Genomic DNA, 14,760 nt, shown 5'->3' with positions numbered 1-14,760 from the left:
AAGAAACAATGCTCAAGATTCAAAACCTGAATGTGTCCGTCGGCGACAAACCCATCCTCAAGGGGCTGACGCTCGACGTTCCGGCGGGCGAGGTGCACGCCATCATGGGGCCGAACGGCGCCGGCAAGTCGACGCTCGGCTACGCCCTGTCGGGACGGCCGGGCTATGAGGCGACCGAGGGCTCGGTCGCATGGCGCGGCGAGGACCTGCTGGAGCTCGACCCGGCGGCGCGGGCGGCGAAGGGCGTGTTCCTGTCGTTCCAGTATCCGATCGAGATCCCCGGCGTCCCGGCCCTGACCTTCGTGCGCACGGCGCTGAACGCCCAGAAGCGCGCGCGGGGGGAGGAGGAGGTGTCGGCACCGGCCTTCCTGAAACAGGTCCGCGAGGCGTCGAAGGCGCTGAAGATGGACTTCGACATGCTGAAGCGGCCGCTGAACGTCGGCTTCTCCGGCGGCGAGAAGAAGCGGATGGAGATCCTGCAGATGGCCCTGCTGGAGCCGTCGCTGCTGATCCTCGACGAGACCGATTCCGGCCTCGACATCGACGCCCTGCGGATCGTGTCGGAGGGGGTCAACGCCCTGCGCAGCCCCGACCGCGCCATGCTGGTCATCACCCACTATCAGCGGCTGCTCGACTATATCAAACCCGACCGGGTGCATGTGCTGGCCGCCGGCCGGATTGTGGCCTCGGGCGGCCCGGAACTGGCGCACCAGCTGGAGGCGGAAGGGTACGACAAATACCTGCCGCAGGCGGCATGACGGCGGTCGATCTTCGCGATCCCTCGACCTTCCCGTCGCGGCGGGTCGAGGCGTGGAAATACACAGACTTGGCCCGCGCGCTGCGCGAGACGCCGCCGCCGTCGCCGGTCGTCGGGATCGTTCCGGGCGGACCCTTCGCCAAGCTCGACGGCGAGGAGATCGCCTTCGCCAACGGTCGGGCGGTCGGGGCCGACGCCTTCGTCGCTTCGGGCGAGCAGACGCTGCGACTGCGGTTCGTGTCGGATGCGACGGGCACGGGGCACAGCGCCTCGGTGCGGATCGCGGTCAAGCCCGGCGCGCGGCTGACCCTGCTGGAGAGCCATGAAGGTTCAGGCGCAGGCTATGTCGCCAACACTCGGATCGAGCTGGATGTTCCGGCGGGCGCCGAGGTGACGCGGGTGGTGATCGTCGACGAGCCGGCGGACGCGATCTCGATCGCCGTCGCCCATGTGAAGACGGCGCCGGGCGCGGTCTATCGCCAGACCACCATCACCGGCGGCGCGAAGCTGCAGCGCCAGGAGACGCATCTGGCCCACGGCGGCGAGGCGACGGCGGTGACGCTCGACGGCCTCTATGCCCTGTCCGGAGAGCGCCACACCGACCTGACCAGCGTCGTCCGCCACAAGGGCCTGAACGGCGTCACCTCCCAGCTGACCAAGGGCGTCGTCCGCGACACCGCGCGCGGCGTTTTCCAAGGCAAGATCGTGGTCGAGCGCGGGGCCGACGGCACCGATGCGCGGATGGGCCACCACGCCCTGATCCTGGGCGAGCGGGCCGAGGTCGACGCCAAGCCGGAGCTCGAGATCTACGCCGACGACGTGCAGTGCGCGCACGGCAATACGGTCGGCAATCTGGACGAGAGCGCCCTGTTCTACATGCAGTCGCGCGGCATTCCGGCGGATGAGGCGCGAGCGCTTCTGACCCAGGCCTTCCTGTTCGAGGTCGTCGATCGCATCGCGCACGAAGGCGCGAGAGAGGTGGTGAGGTCATGGCTGACGGCCAGACTCTAGGAAGAGGGGCCGCAATCGCCCGCTTCGACCCCTACGCCGCCCGGGCCCAGTTCCCGATCCTGTCGCGGACGGTGAATGGCAAGCCGCTGGTCTATCTGGACTCGGCCGCCTCGGCGCAGAAGCCGCGGGCGATGATCGACGCCATGGTCGCAACGATGGAGGGCAGCTATTCCAACGTCCACCGCGGCCTGCACACCCTGGCCAACGAGACGACCGAGGCCTTCGAACAGGCGCGCGAGACCGTGGCCCGGTTCCTCAATGCCGAAAGCCCCGACCAGATCGTCTGGACCAAGGGTGGAACCGAGGCCTTCAACCTGGTCGCGGCGGGGCTGGCGCTGAGCCTGAAGCCCGGCGACGAGATCATCACGACCCAGATGGAGCACCACGCCAACATCGTGCCCTGGTCGATGCTGCGGGACCGGCTGGGCATCGTGCTGAAATGGGCCCCGGTGGCGGATGACGGGTCGCTCGACATGGCGGGTCTCGCCGCCCTGATCGGGCCGAGGACGAAACTGGTCGCCGTGACCCATATGTCGAACGTGCTGGGCACGGTGAACGATGTCCGCGCCGTGGCCGATCTGGCCCATGCGGCCGGGGCGCTGGTGCTGGTCGACGGCTGTCAGGGGGCGGTCCACTGCAGCCCGGACGTCCAGGCCCTGGACTGCGACTTCTACGTCTTCACCGGCCACAAACTGTACGGCCCGACCGGGATCGGCGGCCTCTACGGCAAGCGCGCCGCGCTCGAGGCCCTGCCGCCGTATCAGGGCGGGGGCGAGATGATCGCGACCGTGACCGAGGACGCGGTGACCTATGCCGGCATCCCGCACCGATTCGAGGCGGGGACGCCGCCGATCCTTGAGGCGATCGGTCTGGGCGCCGCTCTGGAGTGGTTCATGGCCTTTGACCGCGCAGCGATCGCCGCGCACGAAACGGCCCTGTACGACCATGTCGTGGCGCGGCTGTCGGGTCTGGACTGGCTGCGGATCATCGGCGAGGCGCCCGGCAAGGGGGCGATCCTGACCTTCACGGTCGAGGGCGCCCACGCCCACGATGTGGCCCAGATCCTGGACCGGTACGGCGTCGCCGTGCGGGCCGGGCTGCATTGCGCCGAGCCCCTGTCGAGGCGATTTGGCATCACGTCGAGCGCGCGGGCCAGCTTCGCCCTATATAACACCACCGAGGATGCAGACGCCTTCGTGGACGCGCTGATCAAGGCGCGGGAGTTCTTTGTGTGAGCGAGATGGACGGAAAGATCAGCAGCAGCGAGACCTTCGCCGAGACCTGGGCGGAGCCGCAGACGGCCGCCCTGCCGCAGGCCGAACTGGACCGGCTGACCGACGAACTGATCGCGGCGCTGAAGACCGTGTACGACCCGGAAATCCCGGTCGACATCTATGAGCTGGGCCTGATCTACAAGGTGGACCTGTCCGACGATAAGGACGTCCTGATCGACATGACCCTGACGGCGCCCGGTTGCCCGGTGGCCGGCGAGATGCCGGGCTGGATCGAGGACGCGGTCATGAAGGTCGAGGGGATCAGGTCGGCGCGGGCCAATCTGGTGTTCGACCCGCCGTGGGATTCGTCGAAGATGAGCGACGAGGCCAAGCTGGCCTTGAACATGTTCTGAGGGTGACGCGATGACCGACTTCCAGACATCGTCATCCTCCGGTCTTACCGGAGGACGCCCCCGCCGCCCGCGCCCCAAGGTCATCACCCTGACCGACGCCGCCGCTGATCGTGTGCGCGAGATCATGGCCAATGCGGAGAAGGCCTATGTCGGCCTGCGCGTCGGGGTGAAGAACGGCGGCTGCGCCGGGCAGGAATACACCTTCGCCTATGCGGAGGAGATCGGCCCGATGGACGAGGTGGTCGAGGACAGGGGCGTCACCATCCTGATCGAGCCCAAGGCGATCCTGTTCCTGATCGGGTCGGAGATCGACTACGAGACGACGAAGCTGGCGTCCAAATTCGTGTTCCGCAATCCGAACCAGACCGACGCCTGCGGCTGCGGCGAGAGCGTCACCATCATCCCGGCTGCGGCGCTGGACGCCGACTGACATGATCCGGCTGGAGGGTGTGACCAAGCGCTATCGCAGCGCGGCGGGCGAACGCGTGGCGCTGGACGCCGTCGACCTGTCTGTGGCGAAGGGCCAGGTGTTCGGGGTGGTCGGCCGCTCGGGCGCCGGCAAGTCGACCCTGATCCGCACCATCAACCGGCTGGAGACGCCGGACGCCGGAAAGGTCTTCGTCGGCGAGCAGGAAATCACGGCGATGAAACCGGCCGAGCTGCGCGCCGCGCGTCGCCGGATCGGCATGATCTTCCAGCATTTCAACCTGCTGAACGCGAAGACCATCGCCGAAAACGTCGCCTTCCCTTTGCAGCTCGAAGGGCGGCCAAGGGCGGAGATCGAACAGCGGACGGCGGACCTGCTGGACCAGCTCGGTCTCGCTGAGCATGCGAAGAAGCACCCGGCCCAGCTGTCTGGCGGTCAGAAGCAGCGTGTCGGCATCGCCCGCGCGCTTGCCTGTGGCCCCGACGTCCTGTTGTGCGACGAGGCGACCAGCGCCCTCGACCCCGAGACGACCGACGAGATCCTCGGCCTGCTCGACGGGCTCAACCGCGACCTCGGCCTGACCATCGTCCTGATCACCCACCAGATGGAGGTGGTGCGCCGCGTCTGCGACCGCGTGGCGGTGCTCAAGGACGGGCGGCTGGTGGAGGAGGGGGCGACGGCCGATGTCTTCCTGCATCCGCAGTCGCCGGTCACGCGCGCCATGCTGGCCGAAGGCGAAGGCGGCGAGACCCATGACGCCTCTGTCGTTCCCGCCGGTGGGCGGCTGGCCAGACTGACCTTCCGGGGCGGTTCGACCTACGCGCCCGAACTCAGCCGCGTCGCGCGGACGACGGGCGTCGACTATTCGATCCTGTCCGGCCGCATCAGCCGTATCCGGGGCGAGCCCTACGGCCAGATGGTCGTGGCCTTCACCGGCGGCGACGCCGAGGCGGCTGTGGCCCAGCTGACCGCGCGCGGGGTCGTGGTGGAGGCGCTGTGATGGACTTCTTCGTCAACATCGACTGGCCCGAGATCCTGCGGGCGACCCGCGACACCCTGCTGATGCTGGGCGGCGCCATGGTCCTGACCGTCGTGTTCGGCGTGCCGCTGGGCGTGCTGCTCTATCTGTCCGGCAAGGGACGGCTGGCGGCCAATCCGGTGCTGAACGCGGTGCTGTCGCTGGTCGTCAACATTCTCAGGTCCGTGCCCTTCATCATCCTGCTGATCGTCATGCTGCCCGTGACGGTGCTGCTGGTCGGAACCTCGCTGGGCGTCGCCGGGGCCATTCCGCCCCTGGTCGTCGGGGCCGCCCCCTTCTATGCGCGCCTGGTCGAGACGGCCCTGCGCGAGGTCGACAAGGGCGTCGTCGAGGCGACCCAGGCCATGGGCGGCTCGACCTTCCAGATCGTCACCCGCGCCCTGCTGCCCGAGGCCATGCCGGGCATCATCGCCGGGGCCACCGTCACGGCCATCGCCCTGGTCAGCTACACCGCCATGGCCGGCGTGGTCGGGGCCGGCGGTCTCGGCGACCTGGCCATCCGCTTCGGCTATCAGCGCTTCCAGACCGACGTCATGGTGGTGACCGTAGTTCTGCTGCTGGTGCTCGTACAAATTCTGCAGATGATCGGCGACCGTCTGGTCGCTAGAGTCTCGCACCGCTGACTTTGATGACCCGAGAGTTCCCATGCTTCGACGCACCCTGATCCTCGCCGCCGCGACCCTGGCCCTGGCCGCCTGCGGGCAGGGGGCCGAGAAGGCCGCCGACGGATCGGCGCCGCTGATCGTGGGCGCGACGGCCGTGCCGCACGCCGAGATCCTCGAATTCATCAAGCCGTCGCTGGCAGCCGAAGGGTTCCCGATCGAGATCAAGGTGTTCAACGACTATATTCAGCCCAACACCCAACTGGCAGAGCGTCGGATCGATGTGAACTATTTCCAGACCAAGCCGTATCTCGACGAGTTCAACGCCGCCCGCAGGTCTGACCTGATCACCGTCGCCGGCGTCCACGTCGAGCCGCTGGGCGCCTATTCCCGCAAGTTCCAGACGCTGGCCGAACTGCCGGACGGCGCCGATGTGGCCGTCCCCAACGATGCGTCTTCGATCGGGCGTGCCCTGATCCTTTTGCAGACGGCGGGGCTGATCCGCCTGAACGATCCGACCAACCCGCTTCAGAGCGTGCGGGACATCGCCGGAAATCCCAAGGCCCTGCGCTTCCGCGAGCTTGAATCGGCGACCCTGCCGCGCGTGCTGGACCAGGTCGATCTGGCCGTGATCAACACCAACTATGCGCTCGACGCGGGCCTGAAGCCGAGGACCGACGCCCTGGCGCTCGAGGGCGGAGACAGCCCGTATGTGAACTATCTCGTGGCTCGCCCGGACAACCAGAACGACCCGCGCATCCAAGCTCTGGCGAGGGCGCTGCGCAGCCAGGCGGTGAAGGACTTCATTGCGCAGAAGTACGACGGGGCGGTTGTGCCGGCGGCCTGATCCATGGCCTACGATCCCGACTTCGGTGAGTGGGTGCGGGAGCATTTCGCGGCCCTGGGCCCGATCGAGATCAAACGGATGTTCGGCGCGGGGGCCGTCTATGCCCACGGCTTGATCTTCGCCCTGCTCGACGACGGGACCGTCTGGCTGAAGGTCGACGAGGTCAACGAACCGCTGCTAAGGGCGGCGGGATCCCGCCAGTTCAGCTATCCGACCAAGGGGGGTGAGACAATGAGCATGGCCTACTGGTCCCTGCCGGAGGCCGCGCTCGACGATCCGGAGGAAGCCGTCGACTGGGCGCGCCACGCGATCGATGCGGCGCTGCGCAAGGCCGCGGCGAAGAAACCGCGCAAGGCCAGGGTCAAGCCGTAGCGGGCGCCTTGGCCCGGGCCGCTTCATCCGGCGCGAGCACCCGGACGCTCGGAACGACCGGTCCGCCCCGCGCCTGGGCGATCAGTTCTGCAGTTCGATCCTCGACCATGGCTTCGAGTCGGGCGAGGAATTCCTCCTTGCCGAGGCCGGTCGGGATGGGATCCAGGAACTCCAGCGTCGCCGTGCCCGGGTGTTTCTCATAGGCCTCCTGCGGCCAGAACAGGCCGAGGTTCGACGCCAGGGGCACGACCGGCATGTCGAAGTCGCGGTACATGTGCCAGACGCCGGAGCGATAGCGGAACTTCTCGCCGACCCTGGCCAGATTGCCCTCGGGATAGATCAGGATCCTGCGCCCCTCGGCATGGGCGGTGGAGCCGCTCTGCTTGAGTGAATCGCGGGCTTCGCGGCCGCCGCAGTTGTTGACGACGATCGCGCCGAGCTTGCGCAGAACCGTGCCCAGCAGCGGGAATTTCTCAAGGTGATCGCCCGTGACGAAGGCCAGGTCGTCGAACTGGTCGTAGGTGGCGAAGCCGTCGCCCCAGCTCTGGTGTTTGGAGGCGATGATGAAGGCGCCGGTCGGCAGACGCTCCTTGCCGCGCACCTCGATCCGGATGCCGGCGAAGACTCGCATGGCCTGGACCATGCGTCTCACATACCGGCGAATCACCCAGGCGGTGGCGTCGCGGCCGGGTGCGAGGGCTGCAAAGGCGGCGGTCAGGCCGTAGCCGATCGACAGAAACCAGTAGGCGACATTGAACGCAAAACTTCGCATCCGGTCAGCCTAGCAGAGTGTGCTGTCGAGTTTCACCAGATTGGCGTCGTGGCCTGACGCGTTTGATCAGGCCGCTTCTTCCAGCCGTTCGCCGTTGGTGACCTTGTTCCGACCGGTGCGCTTCGAGGCGTAAAGGGCCTCGTCGGCGCGGTCCAGCAGGGAGGAGCCGCTCTCGCCGGGGCGACGCTGGGCGACGCCAGCGGAGATGGTCACGGCGCCGAGTTCATCGTTGGTCGAGCGGCGGCGCAGGGCCCGGGTGCCGACTTCCTCACGCATGGTGTTCAGTGCGGCCTCGACGACGGAAGCGGTCTCCGACGGGAAGATGATGGCGAACTCCTCACCGCCATAACGCGCAGCGACGCGGGGAGCCTTGGAGACGCGACCGATGACACTGGCGACGTAGCGGAGGACCTGGTCGCCGGTCTGGTGCCCCCAGGTGTCGTTGAACCGCTTGAAGTGGTCGATGTCGATGACGGCGAGGCTCAGCGTCTGGCGTTTCTTTTCGGCCTCGTCGCAGGCGCGCAGCAGTTCCTCGTCGAAAGCCTTGCGGTTGGCCAGGTTCGTGAGCGCATCCGTCATGGCGTCGCGGCGGACCTGTTCCAGGTGCTCGCGCAGGCGAGCGACTTCCTTGGTCGACGTCTCCAGACGCTTCTCGAGTGTGGCGTTCTCGGCCTGGACCTGGGTCGTGGCCTTGGTCAGTTTGGACACGACGCCGAGCAAGGCGCTCGGCTCGGACGCGCCTTCGAGGTGGGCTGAGGCGCCGGCCAGGGTCTCGCCATAGGCAGCTTGCGAACGCTGCGCCTTGGCGATGGCTTCCGAGACGGTCGACAGTTCGCGGTTCAGGACGGCGCCGGCGTCGCGGATCTCCTCGGAGAGGCGGCCGCGGGGCAGGTATTCGGCAGCCAGCATTTCGGCCGTGCCTTCGGTGAAGGCGTCGCCGACGGCCAGAAGGCGGATCATTTCCTGGCCAAGGGCGCCGTCGGGATCGCCCAGATAGTGAAGCCAGAGCTCGAAGTTGAGCGGGGTCGGCCACACGCCGGCACGCTCCATCTCCTCGACCGCGCGACGGGCCAGGCCAAAGGCTTCGGGCCCCCGGAGCGTGGTCTGCACCTGTGTGGACATTCTGTTTTCCCGACCTGCGTTCTTGAGGAGACGCTTTACTGGTCGGAACCTAGTCCGATGTTCCGTAACGCCGGGTTAAGCGGGGCCGCAAGTCGATAAAACAGGACCCGAATTCAACTTTTACGAGTGGCGGGCCGGCGGAGGAACGCAGGGATGTCCCCTCCGAAACCGGCCCCTTCACGCGCGGGCGGCGCATCGCGTTCGGTCCGGCCGCCGGGACGGCGATCGGCCTGGCGCAGGCGGGGTTCGGCAGCGGTGACCGTGTGTGGGATGTCATCCGACACAGGGGGAGCCGGAGCCGGGGCGACCTCAACAGGCGCTGCCTCTGTCCGAACGGCTTCGGCGGACTTGCTGGGGCGACGGCTGCGGGTGCGGCGGGCGGGCGGTGCGATTTCGCCTTCAGCAGCGGGGGCCGCAGGGACGGGAGCGGCAGTCGCTACCGCGACCTCGGCGACCTCGGCGGCCGGTTCGGGCGCCGGGCGTTCGCTACGGCTGCGACCCCGGGCCGGACGGGCTTCGCCGCGCGCATCAGGCTTGCTGTCCGGACGGCGGGCGGCGCCCCCCGACCCGGAAATGTTCGACCAGTCGATGTCGAGCACCAGTTCTTCCGGCTGCATCTTGATCAGCTTCATGACCTTGTCGAGCGACTTGTCGTCGGCCGGGGTCACGATCATGAAGGCCTGTCCCAGCTTGCCGGCCCGACCGGTGCGGCCGATGCGGTGGACGTAGTCGTCGGCGTGGTGCGAGACGTCGTAGTTGAAGACGTGGCTGACGTCGGGAATGTCCAGGCCGCGCGCGGCGACGTCGGACGCCACCAGGATTTTCAGCGCGCCCGATCGGAAGTCGGCGAGTGTCTTCGTTCGGAGGGACTGGTCGAGATCACCGTGGATCGGCGCCGCGTCGAAGCCGTGCTGCTTCAGCGACTTGGCGACGACGTCAACTTCCGACTTCCTGTTGCAGAAGACGATGCCGTTCCTGACGTCGGCCCGCTCCATCAGGGCGCGCAGCGCCGCGCGCTTGGCCTTGGGGTCGCTGGAGGGAATGCGCACCAGATACTGGGTGATGGTTTCGGCCGTCATGGCCGGGCGCGAGGCCTCGATCCGGGTCGGATCCTTGAGGAAGGCCTGGGTCAGACGCGTGATCTCGGGCGGCATGGTGGCCGAGAAGAACAGGGTCTGTCGCTTGGGCGGGGTCAGTTTGAAGATGCGTTCGATGTCGGGGATGAAGCCCATGTCGAGCATGCGGTCGGCTTCGTCGACGACCATAAGCTCCACGCCGTTCAGCATCATCTTGCCGCGTTCAAACAGGTCCAGCAGACGGCCGGGCGTCGCGATCAGGACATCGACACCCTTGTTCAGCGCCGCGACCTGGTCGCCCATGGAGACGCCGCCGATCAGCAGCACCCAGGTCAGTTTGGTGCCCTTGGCGTATTTCTCGAAGCTCATCGCGACCTGGTCGGCCAGTTCGCGGGTCGGGGCGAGCACCAGGGCGCGGGGCATCCGGGCCCGGGCGCGTCCCTTGGACAGTCGTTCGATGAGCGGAAGGGTGAAGGCGGCGGTCTTGCCGGTGCCCGTCTGGGCGATGCCGAGCACGTCACGGCCCGCGAGGGCCACGGGAATGGCCTGGGCCTGGATCGGAGTTGCGGTCGTATAGCCGGTGTCGATTACGGCTTGCAAAGTCGTGGGCGAGAGGCCCAGTTGGGAGAATTCGGTCATGCGTCCTTAGGACAAAGGCCCGGTCGCCATGGGCGCCGGGTTGGGACTGTTCGACCGATGCGAGACGGATCGGTCGGGAAGGCCGCGCCATCGGTGGCGAGGCGGGGAACACGCGGAACCACCCTGTCTCTTGGGCGAGCGGGTGGCGCGGTAGCCAGTCCTGTCCCGAGCGTGGCCCGCGTATAGAAGACCCCTCGCCAGAGTCAAGTTTTCGCAAGCCACGGCAGCGCTTGGCAATTCGTGAACGAACGTTAATATTGGCCTCGGGGATTGGGATGCCGCGTGAGGTCAGGGCATGAGGAAATGGATCGGCGTGTTGGCGCTGGCGGTCGCCGTGGCGACCCCGATGACGGCATCGGCTGAAATCGACGAGACCTTCGGCAACACCGTGCTGTCGCGGTATCCGGACGGTGGCTGGGTCAAACACTGGTTCGATCGCGACGGCTCCTATTCAGCCGAATTCTCCGACGGGCGACGGTTGGCGGCGCGCTGGCGCGTCGAGGGCGAACGCGTCTGTCTGAACGGTATCCGCCCGGCCTTCATGATGATCTCCCGCTTCTGTTCACCGATGATCCAGGCCGGCGTCGGCCAGAGCTGGGTGTCGCGCGATCCGCTGGGACGGCGGGTGACCAACGTCCTGCAGCAGGGGCGGTAGACAGGCGGCTCCGCCCCGCCTGGCCATATATTGCCCGGGTAATATTGACGCACTTGTTTTACCCGGGTAAATGGCACTCCGCGAGTCCGTGTTCGATCGGACGCCCCGGAGGAAGACGCGATGCAACAGGACCTGACTCAGGGATCGATCACCGGGAAGTTGGTGGGGATGGCCGGGTTCATCGGCATCGGCCTGGTGTTCCAGACCCTGTATTTCATCATCGACCTGTATTTCGTCGCGGGCCTCGGGGCGGCGGCGATCGCCGGCGTGGGACTGGCGGGGAACGCCTTCTTTCTCAGCCTGGCTCTGGCGCAAATGGTCGGGGTCGGGGCCCTGTCGCTGATCGCGCGGTCGATCGGGGCCAGGGATTTCGACGCGGCGGAAGGCGTCTATCGCCAGTCGATGATCCTGTCGCTGGGGCTGGGCGCCCTGACGCTTGTGGCCGGCTATCTGCTGGCCGAACCGGCGCTGGCCTCGATCGCGGCGGATGCGGAGACGACGGCCATGGGCAAGGCCTATCTGTTCGGCTTCCTGCCGGCGCTGGCCCTGAGTTTCCCGAGTAACGCCATGGGATCGGCGCTGCGGGCGGCGGGCGTGGCGCGTCCGACCACGCTGCTTCAATCCGGATCGGTCATCCTGAACGCCGTGCTGGCGCCCATACTGATCGCGGGCTGGGGCACGGGCATGCCGCTGGGCGTGTTCGGCGCGGGGCTGGCCAGTTCGATCGCGGCGGCGGCCGGATTCCTCGGCATGCTGTTCGTGTTCGGCCGGTCCCAGACCCTCATCGCCCATCCGCTGAAACTGCCCCGGCCCGACTGGAGCGTGTGCCGGCGAATCGTGGGCATCGGCCTGCCGACGGCGGGTGAGTTCCTGTTGATGTTCGTCATCACGGCCGTCGTCTATGGCGTCATCCGCCAGTTCGGCAGCGAGGCCCAGGCGGGCTACGGCGTCGGGGCGCGGGTCATGCAGGCGATCTTCCTGCCGGCCATGGCGGTGTCCTTCGCCGTGGCGCCGGTTGCGGGCCAGAATTTCGGCGCCGGACTGGCCGACCGGGTCAGGCGCACGGTGCGCGACGCGGCGGTGCTGTCGTCCGGGCTGATGCTGGTGCTGACCCTGCTCTGCCAGGTCTGGCCGCACGCCCTGATCGCCGTCTTCGCCGGTGATCCCGCGGTGATCGAGGTCGGCGCCGCGTTTCTCAGGATCGCGTCGATCAATTTCCTCGCGACCGGTCTGATCTTCGTGGCCTCGGGGACGTTCCAGGCCTTGGGCGACACCCGGCCGGCCGTGTGGGGAAGTTTCAGCCGACTGATGACCTTCGCAGTCCCGGCGATCTGGCTATCGGGCCAGCCGTGGGCGCGGCTGGAGCATATCTGGTGGCTGTCCGCCGCATCGGTGGCGGTCCACTGTCTGGTGGCGCTGTGGTTCCTGAGGGCGCAACTGAAGCTCAAACTGGCGGGGCTGACGCCCCCTGCGCCGGCCGTCGCCTAGACGTCGAGATCGGCTTGCGCGAACTGCGCATTGTCCTGGATGAACCGGAAGCGGGCGTCGGCCTTCTTGCCCATCAGCCGCTCGACCAGATCCTCGATCTCGTCTTCAGACTCCGGAACGGTGACGCGGGCGAGGGTGCGCTTCTTCGGATCCATGGTGGTCTCCTTGAGCTGGGAGGCCATCATCTCGCCCAGACCCTTGAACCGGCCGATCTCGGTTTTCTTGCCCTTGAAGACGGTGGCGATCAGCTCGTCGCGGTGGGCGTCGTCGCGGGCGTATTCCGACAGGGCGCCGGCGCTGATCCGGTAGAGCGGTGGCAGGGCCATAAACAGTCGACCCTGACGGATCACCTCGGGCATCGAGCGATAGAAGAAGGTGATCAGCAGCGCCGCGATATGGGCGCCGTCGACGTCGGCGTCGGTCATGATCACGACCCGCTCGTATCTCAGCGCATCGATATCGAACCGCGGCCCAAGGGTGACGCCGAGCGCCAGGGTCAGATCCGACAACTCGATATTCTGGCGCAGCTTGTCGGCCGTGGCCGAGGCGACGTTCAGGATCTTGCCGCGCAGGGGCAGGATGGCCTGGGTCTGGCGGTCGCGCGCCTGTTTGGCCGAACCGCCGGCCGAGTCGCCCTCGACGATGAACAGTTCGGTGCCGTTGGCGGACTGACGCGAGCAGTCGGACAGCTTGCCGGGCAGGCGCAGTTTGCGGGTCGCCTGGGCGCGCTGGACCTCCTTGTCCTTGCGGCGGCGCAGTCGGTCCTCGGCCCGCTCGATGATGAAGCCGAGCAGGGTGTTGGCCTGCCGCGGATTCTCGGTCAGCCAGTGGTCGATCGGGTCCCGCAACAGGGCCTCGACCAGACGCTGGCCCTCGGGCGAGGACAGCCGGTCCTTGGTCTGGCCCTGGAACTCGGGATTGCGGATGAAGACCGAGATCAGGGCGCCGGCGTTAGCGGTGACATCCTCGGCCGTGATCTGGACCGCGCGCTTCTCGCTCGTCAGTTCGCCGTAGGCCTTGAGGCCCTTCACCAGGGCGGCGCGGAAGCCGGCCTCGTGGGTGCCGCCGTCGGGCGTCGAGACCGTGTTGCAGTAGGATTGGACGAAGCCGTCGGCCTCTCCGAAGCCGATGGGCGACCAGGTCACGGCCCATTCGACCGCGCCGGCCTCGCCCTTGCGTTCGACGCGGCCCGAGAAGGTCGGGGTCACGGTCTCCAGTTCGCCGATCCGTTCAGACAGGGCGTCGGCCAGACCATTGGGGAAGTGGAAGGTGGCGGTCTCCGGCGTCGCGTCGGTGATCCGCTCGGGCGCGCAGGTCCATCTGATCTCCACGCCGCGGAACAGATAGGCCTTGGACCGTGCCATGCGGAACAGGCGCGCGGGCTTGAAGGCTGCGCCGACACCGAAGATTTCCGCATCAGGATGGAAGCGGATCAGGGTGCCCTTCTTCTTGGACGGCTGGAGCTGCTGGATCGGACCCAGCGGGATGCCGCGCGAGAAGGACTGTTTCCACTCGAACCCGTCGCGCCAGACCGTGACGTCCAGAACGTCGGACAGGGCGTTGACGACCGAGACCCCGACGCCATGCAAACCGCCAGAGGTTTCATAGGCTTTGCCGGAAAACTTGCCGCCCGAGTGGAGGACAGTCATCACCACTTCGAGCGCGGACTTTCCCGGGTGTTTGGGGTGCGGATCAACCGGAATGCCGCGGCCGTCGTCGCGGACCGACAGGACGCCGTCTGCGTCCAGATCGACGGTGATCAGCTTCGCGTGCTTGGCGACGGCCTCGTCCATCGCATTGTCGAGGACTTCGGCGAACAGGTGGTGCAGGGCCCGTTCGTCGGTGCCGCCGATATACATGCCGGGGCGTTTGCGGACGGGCTCCAGCCCTTCCAGCACCTCGATCGAGGAGGCGGAATAGCTGCCGGGGACGTGCGGTGCGACCGGCTGCGCAGGCGCGGCGGCTTGCGGCTTCAGGGCCGGTTCGGGCGCGGGCGCAGGCTTGGGGTCCGCAGCCGCCGGCTTCGGCGCTTCGGGCATGTCATCGAACAGGGACGGGACGGTGGACGCGGGCATGGGCGGAGTGTGCGGCGATTCGGGGAGCCGTCTGGTAGGCCCGTGACCGCCCTGTAGCAAGCGGCGCACGGACGGCATCGGGCTCGAACGCCAGGGCGCGCGCCAGGATGGCCAGCAGCAGGGTCCAGGGCAGGTTGGCGTGGCTCAGCAGCACGCTCTCTGACAGGCTGAGCAGCAGGAAGACGAGCAGGTATCCGACCGCCCAGTAGCCTTCGCGTGCGCCCGACCCGGGGATGCGGAAGAGGGTGACG

General features: G+C 67.5%; 15 protein-coding genes and 1 pseudogene. 11 read left to right on the top strand and 5 right to left on the bottom strand.

Annotated features, from left to right (window positions below):
- Positions 1–8: 8 nt before the first annotated feature.
- The 9 genes from sufC to RMO01_RS04480 are packed head-to-tail and all read left to right on the top strand — an operon-like array spanning position 9 to position 6,682.
- Positions 9–758: a Fe-S cluster assembly ATPase SufC gene (sufC, locus tag RMO01_RS04520; RefSeq protein WP_309627850.1), complete on the top strand. Its 750-nt coding sequence runs from the start codon at positions 9–11 to the stop codon at positions 756–758.
- Positions 755–1,768, top strand: a complete 1,014-nt coding sequence (sufD, locus tag RMO01_RS04515) for a Fe-S cluster assembly protein SufD (protein ID WP_309627849.1) — start codon at positions 755–757, stop codon at positions 1,766–1,768. Before sufC ends, sufD begins: the two co-directional genes overlap by 4 nt.
- Positions 1,747–3,003 carry a cysteine desulfurase gene (locus RMO01_RS04510; protein WP_309627848.1) on the top strand — a complete coding sequence of 419 codons (1,257 nt, stop codon included), beginning with the start codon at positions 1,747–1,749 and terminating at the stop codon, positions 3,001–3,003. The genes sufD and RMO01_RS04510 overlap by 22 nt, the downstream gene beginning before the upstream one ends.
- 5 nt (positions 3,004–3,008) lie before the next feature.
- Positions 3,009–3,395 (top strand): SUF system Fe-S cluster assembly protein, encoded by a 387-nt coding sequence (locus RMO01_RS04505; RefSeq protein ID WP_309627958.1) that lies wholly within the window; start codon positions 3,009–3,011, stop codon positions 3,393–3,395.
- A gap of 10 nt (positions 3,396–3,405) precedes the next feature.
- Entirely contained in the window at positions 3,406–3,825 is a 420-nt protein-coding gene (locus RMO01_RS04500) for an iron-sulfur cluster assembly accessory protein (RefSeq protein WP_309627847.1), read from the top strand.
- 1 nt (position 3,826) lies between these two features.
- The gene (locus RMO01_RS04495) at positions 3,827–4,822 is read left to right on the top strand and encodes a methionine ABC transporter ATP-binding protein (RefSeq protein ID WP_309627846.1); all 996 of its coding nucleotides are present in this window, start codon (positions 3,827–3,829) and stop codon (positions 4,820–4,822) included.
- A complete protein-coding gene (locus RMO01_RS04490) occupies positions 4,822–5,484 on the top strand; it encodes a methionine ABC transporter permease (RefSeq protein WP_309627845.1) in 663 nt (220 codons plus the stop codon). The genes RMO01_RS04495 and RMO01_RS04490 overlap by 1 nt, the downstream gene beginning before the upstream one ends.
- Positions 5,485–5,506: 22 nt before the next feature.
- Positions 5,507–6,310 (top strand): MetQ/NlpA family ABC transporter substrate-binding protein, encoded by an 804-nt coding sequence (locus tag RMO01_RS04485; RefSeq protein WP_309627844.1) that lies wholly within the window; start codon positions 5,507–5,509, stop codon positions 6,308–6,310.
- A gap of 3 nt (positions 6,311–6,313) precedes the next feature.
- Positions 6,314–6,682, top strand: coding sequence for a TfoX/Sxy family protein (locus RMO01_RS04480; protein ID WP_309627843.1), 369 nt, complete (start codon positions 6,314–6,316; stop codon positions 6,680–6,682).
- On the opposite strand, the gene RMO01_RS04475 is transcribed toward RMO01_RS04480, so the two are convergent.
- From RMO01_RS04475 to RMO01_RS04465, 3 genes are all read right to left on the bottom strand, one after another.
- A complete protein-coding gene (locus RMO01_RS04475) occupies positions 6,672–7,454 on the bottom strand; it encodes a lysophospholipid acyltransferase family protein (RefSeq protein ID WP_309627842.1) in 783 nt (260 codons plus the stop codon). The two genes, RMO01_RS04480 and RMO01_RS04475, sit on opposite strands and share 11 nt — an antisense overlap.
- Positions 7,455–7,520: 66 nt before the next feature.
- Positions 7,521–8,576: a diguanylate cyclase domain-containing protein gene (locus RMO01_RS04470; RefSeq protein ID WP_309627841.1), complete on the bottom strand. Its 1,056-nt coding sequence runs from the start codon at positions 8,574–8,576 to the stop codon at positions 7,521–7,523.
- 113 nt (positions 8,577–8,689) lie between these two features.
- Positions 8,690–10,291 carry a DEAD/DEAH box helicase gene (locus RMO01_RS04465; protein ID WP_309627840.1) on the bottom strand — a complete coding sequence of 534 codons (1,602 nt, stop codon included), beginning with the start codon at positions 10,289–10,291 and terminating at the stop codon, positions 8,690–8,692.
- Between the two features lie 295 nt (positions 10,292–10,586).
- On the opposite strand from RMO01_RS04465, the gene RMO01_RS04460 reads away from it, so the two are divergent.
- Both RMO01_RS04460 and RMO01_RS04455 read left to right on the top strand, forming a co-directional pair.
- Positions 10,587–10,946, top strand: a complete 360-nt coding sequence (locus RMO01_RS04460) for a hypothetical protein (RefSeq protein WP_309627839.1) — start codon at positions 10,587–10,589, stop codon at positions 10,944–10,946.
- A 120-nt stretch (positions 10,947–11,066) separates the two neighbouring features.
- Positions 11,067–12,434: an MATE family efflux transporter gene (locus RMO01_RS04455; RefSeq protein WP_309627838.1), complete on the top strand. Its 1,368-nt coding sequence runs from the start codon at positions 11,067–11,069 to the stop codon at positions 12,432–12,434.
- Here the strand turns inward: RMO01_RS04455 and RMO01_RS04450 are convergent.
- Both RMO01_RS04450 and RMO01_RS04445 read right to left on the bottom strand, forming a co-directional pair.
- Positions 12,431–14,509, bottom strand: coding sequence for a DNA topoisomerase IV subunit B (locus tag RMO01_RS04450; RefSeq protein ID WP_309627837.1), 2,079 nt, complete (start codon positions 14,507–14,509; stop codon positions 12,431–12,433). The two genes, RMO01_RS04455 and RMO01_RS04450, sit on opposite strands and share 4 nt — an antisense overlap.
- Positions 14,475–14,760 (bottom strand): annotated as a pseudogene (locus RMO01_RS04445) (O-antigen ligase family protein); the annotation flags it as partial. The pseudogene RMO01_RS04445 and the gene RMO01_RS04450, both read right to left, overlap by 35 nt.

Source organism: Brevundimonas sp. (genome assembly GCF_031412435.1).
In the GTDB taxonomy this organism is placed as follows: Bacteria; Pseudomonadota; Alphaproteobacteria; order Caulobacterales; family Caulobacteraceae; genus Brevundimonas.
This window is presented reverse-complemented; position numbering and strand designations above follow the sequence as displayed.

What these genes read in the sequence shown, in the direction of transcription:
- sufD (WP_309627849.1), top strand. Translation starts at nt 755, where the DNA reads ATGACGGCGGTCGATCTTCGCGATCCCTCGACCTTCCCGTCGCGGCGG.
- RMO01_RS04510 (WP_309627848.1), top strand. Translation starts at nt 1,747, where the DNA reads ATGGCTGACGGCCAGACTCTAGGAAGAGGGGCCGCAATCGCCCGCTTC.
- RMO01_RS04485 (WP_309627844.1), top strand. Translation starts at nt 5,507, where the DNA reads ATGCTTCGACGCACCCTGATCCTCGCCGCCGCGACCCTGGCCCTGGCC.
- sufC (WP_309627850.1), top strand. Translation starts at nt 9, where the DNA reads ATGCTCAAGATTCAAAACCTGAATGTGTCCGTCGGCGACAAACCCATC.
- RMO01_RS04460 (WP_309627839.1), top strand. Translation starts at nt 10,587, where the DNA reads ATGAGGAAATGGATCGGCGTGTTGGCGCTGGCGGTCGCCGTGGCGACC.
- RMO01_RS04500 (WP_309627847.1), top strand. Translation starts at nt 3,406, where the DNA reads ATGACCGACTTCCAGACATCGTCATCCTCCGGTCTTACCGGAGGACGC.
- RMO01_RS04505 (WP_309627958.1), top strand. Translation starts at nt 3,009, where the DNA reads ATGGACGGAAAGATCAGCAGCAGCGAGACCTTCGCCGAGACCTGGGCG.
- RMO01_RS04465 (WP_309627840.1), bottom strand. Translation starts at nt 10,291, where the DNA reads ATGACCGAATTCTCCCAACTGGGCCTCTCGCCCACGACTTTGCAAGCC.
- RMO01_RS04455 (WP_309627838.1), top strand. Translation starts at nt 11,067, where the DNA reads ATGCAACAGGACCTGACTCAGGGATCGATCACCGGGAAGTTGGTGGGG.
- RMO01_RS04490 (WP_309627845.1), top strand. Translation starts at nt 4,822, where the DNA reads ATGGACTTCTTCGTCAACATCGACTGGCCCGAGATCCTGCGGGCGACC.
- RMO01_RS04470 (WP_309627841.1), bottom strand. Translation starts at nt 8,576, where the DNA reads ATGTCCACACAGGTGCAGACCACGCTCCGGGGGCCCGAAGCCTTTGGC.
- RMO01_RS04495 (WP_309627846.1), top strand. Translation starts at nt 3,827, where the DNA reads ATGATCCGGCTGGAGGGTGTGACCAAGCGCTATCGCAGCGCGGCGGGC.
- RMO01_RS04480 (WP_309627843.1), top strand. Translation starts at nt 6,314, where the DNA reads ATGGCCTACGATCCCGACTTCGGTGAGTGGGTGCGGGAGCATTTCGCG.
- RMO01_RS04475 (WP_309627842.1), bottom strand. Translation starts at nt 7,454, where the DNA reads ATGCGAAGTTTTGCGTTCAATGTCGCCTACTGGTTTCTGTCGATCGGC.
- RMO01_RS04450 (WP_309627837.1), bottom strand. Translation starts at nt 14,509, where the DNA reads ATGCCCGCGTCCACCGTCCCGTCCCTGTTCGATGACATGCCCGAAGCG.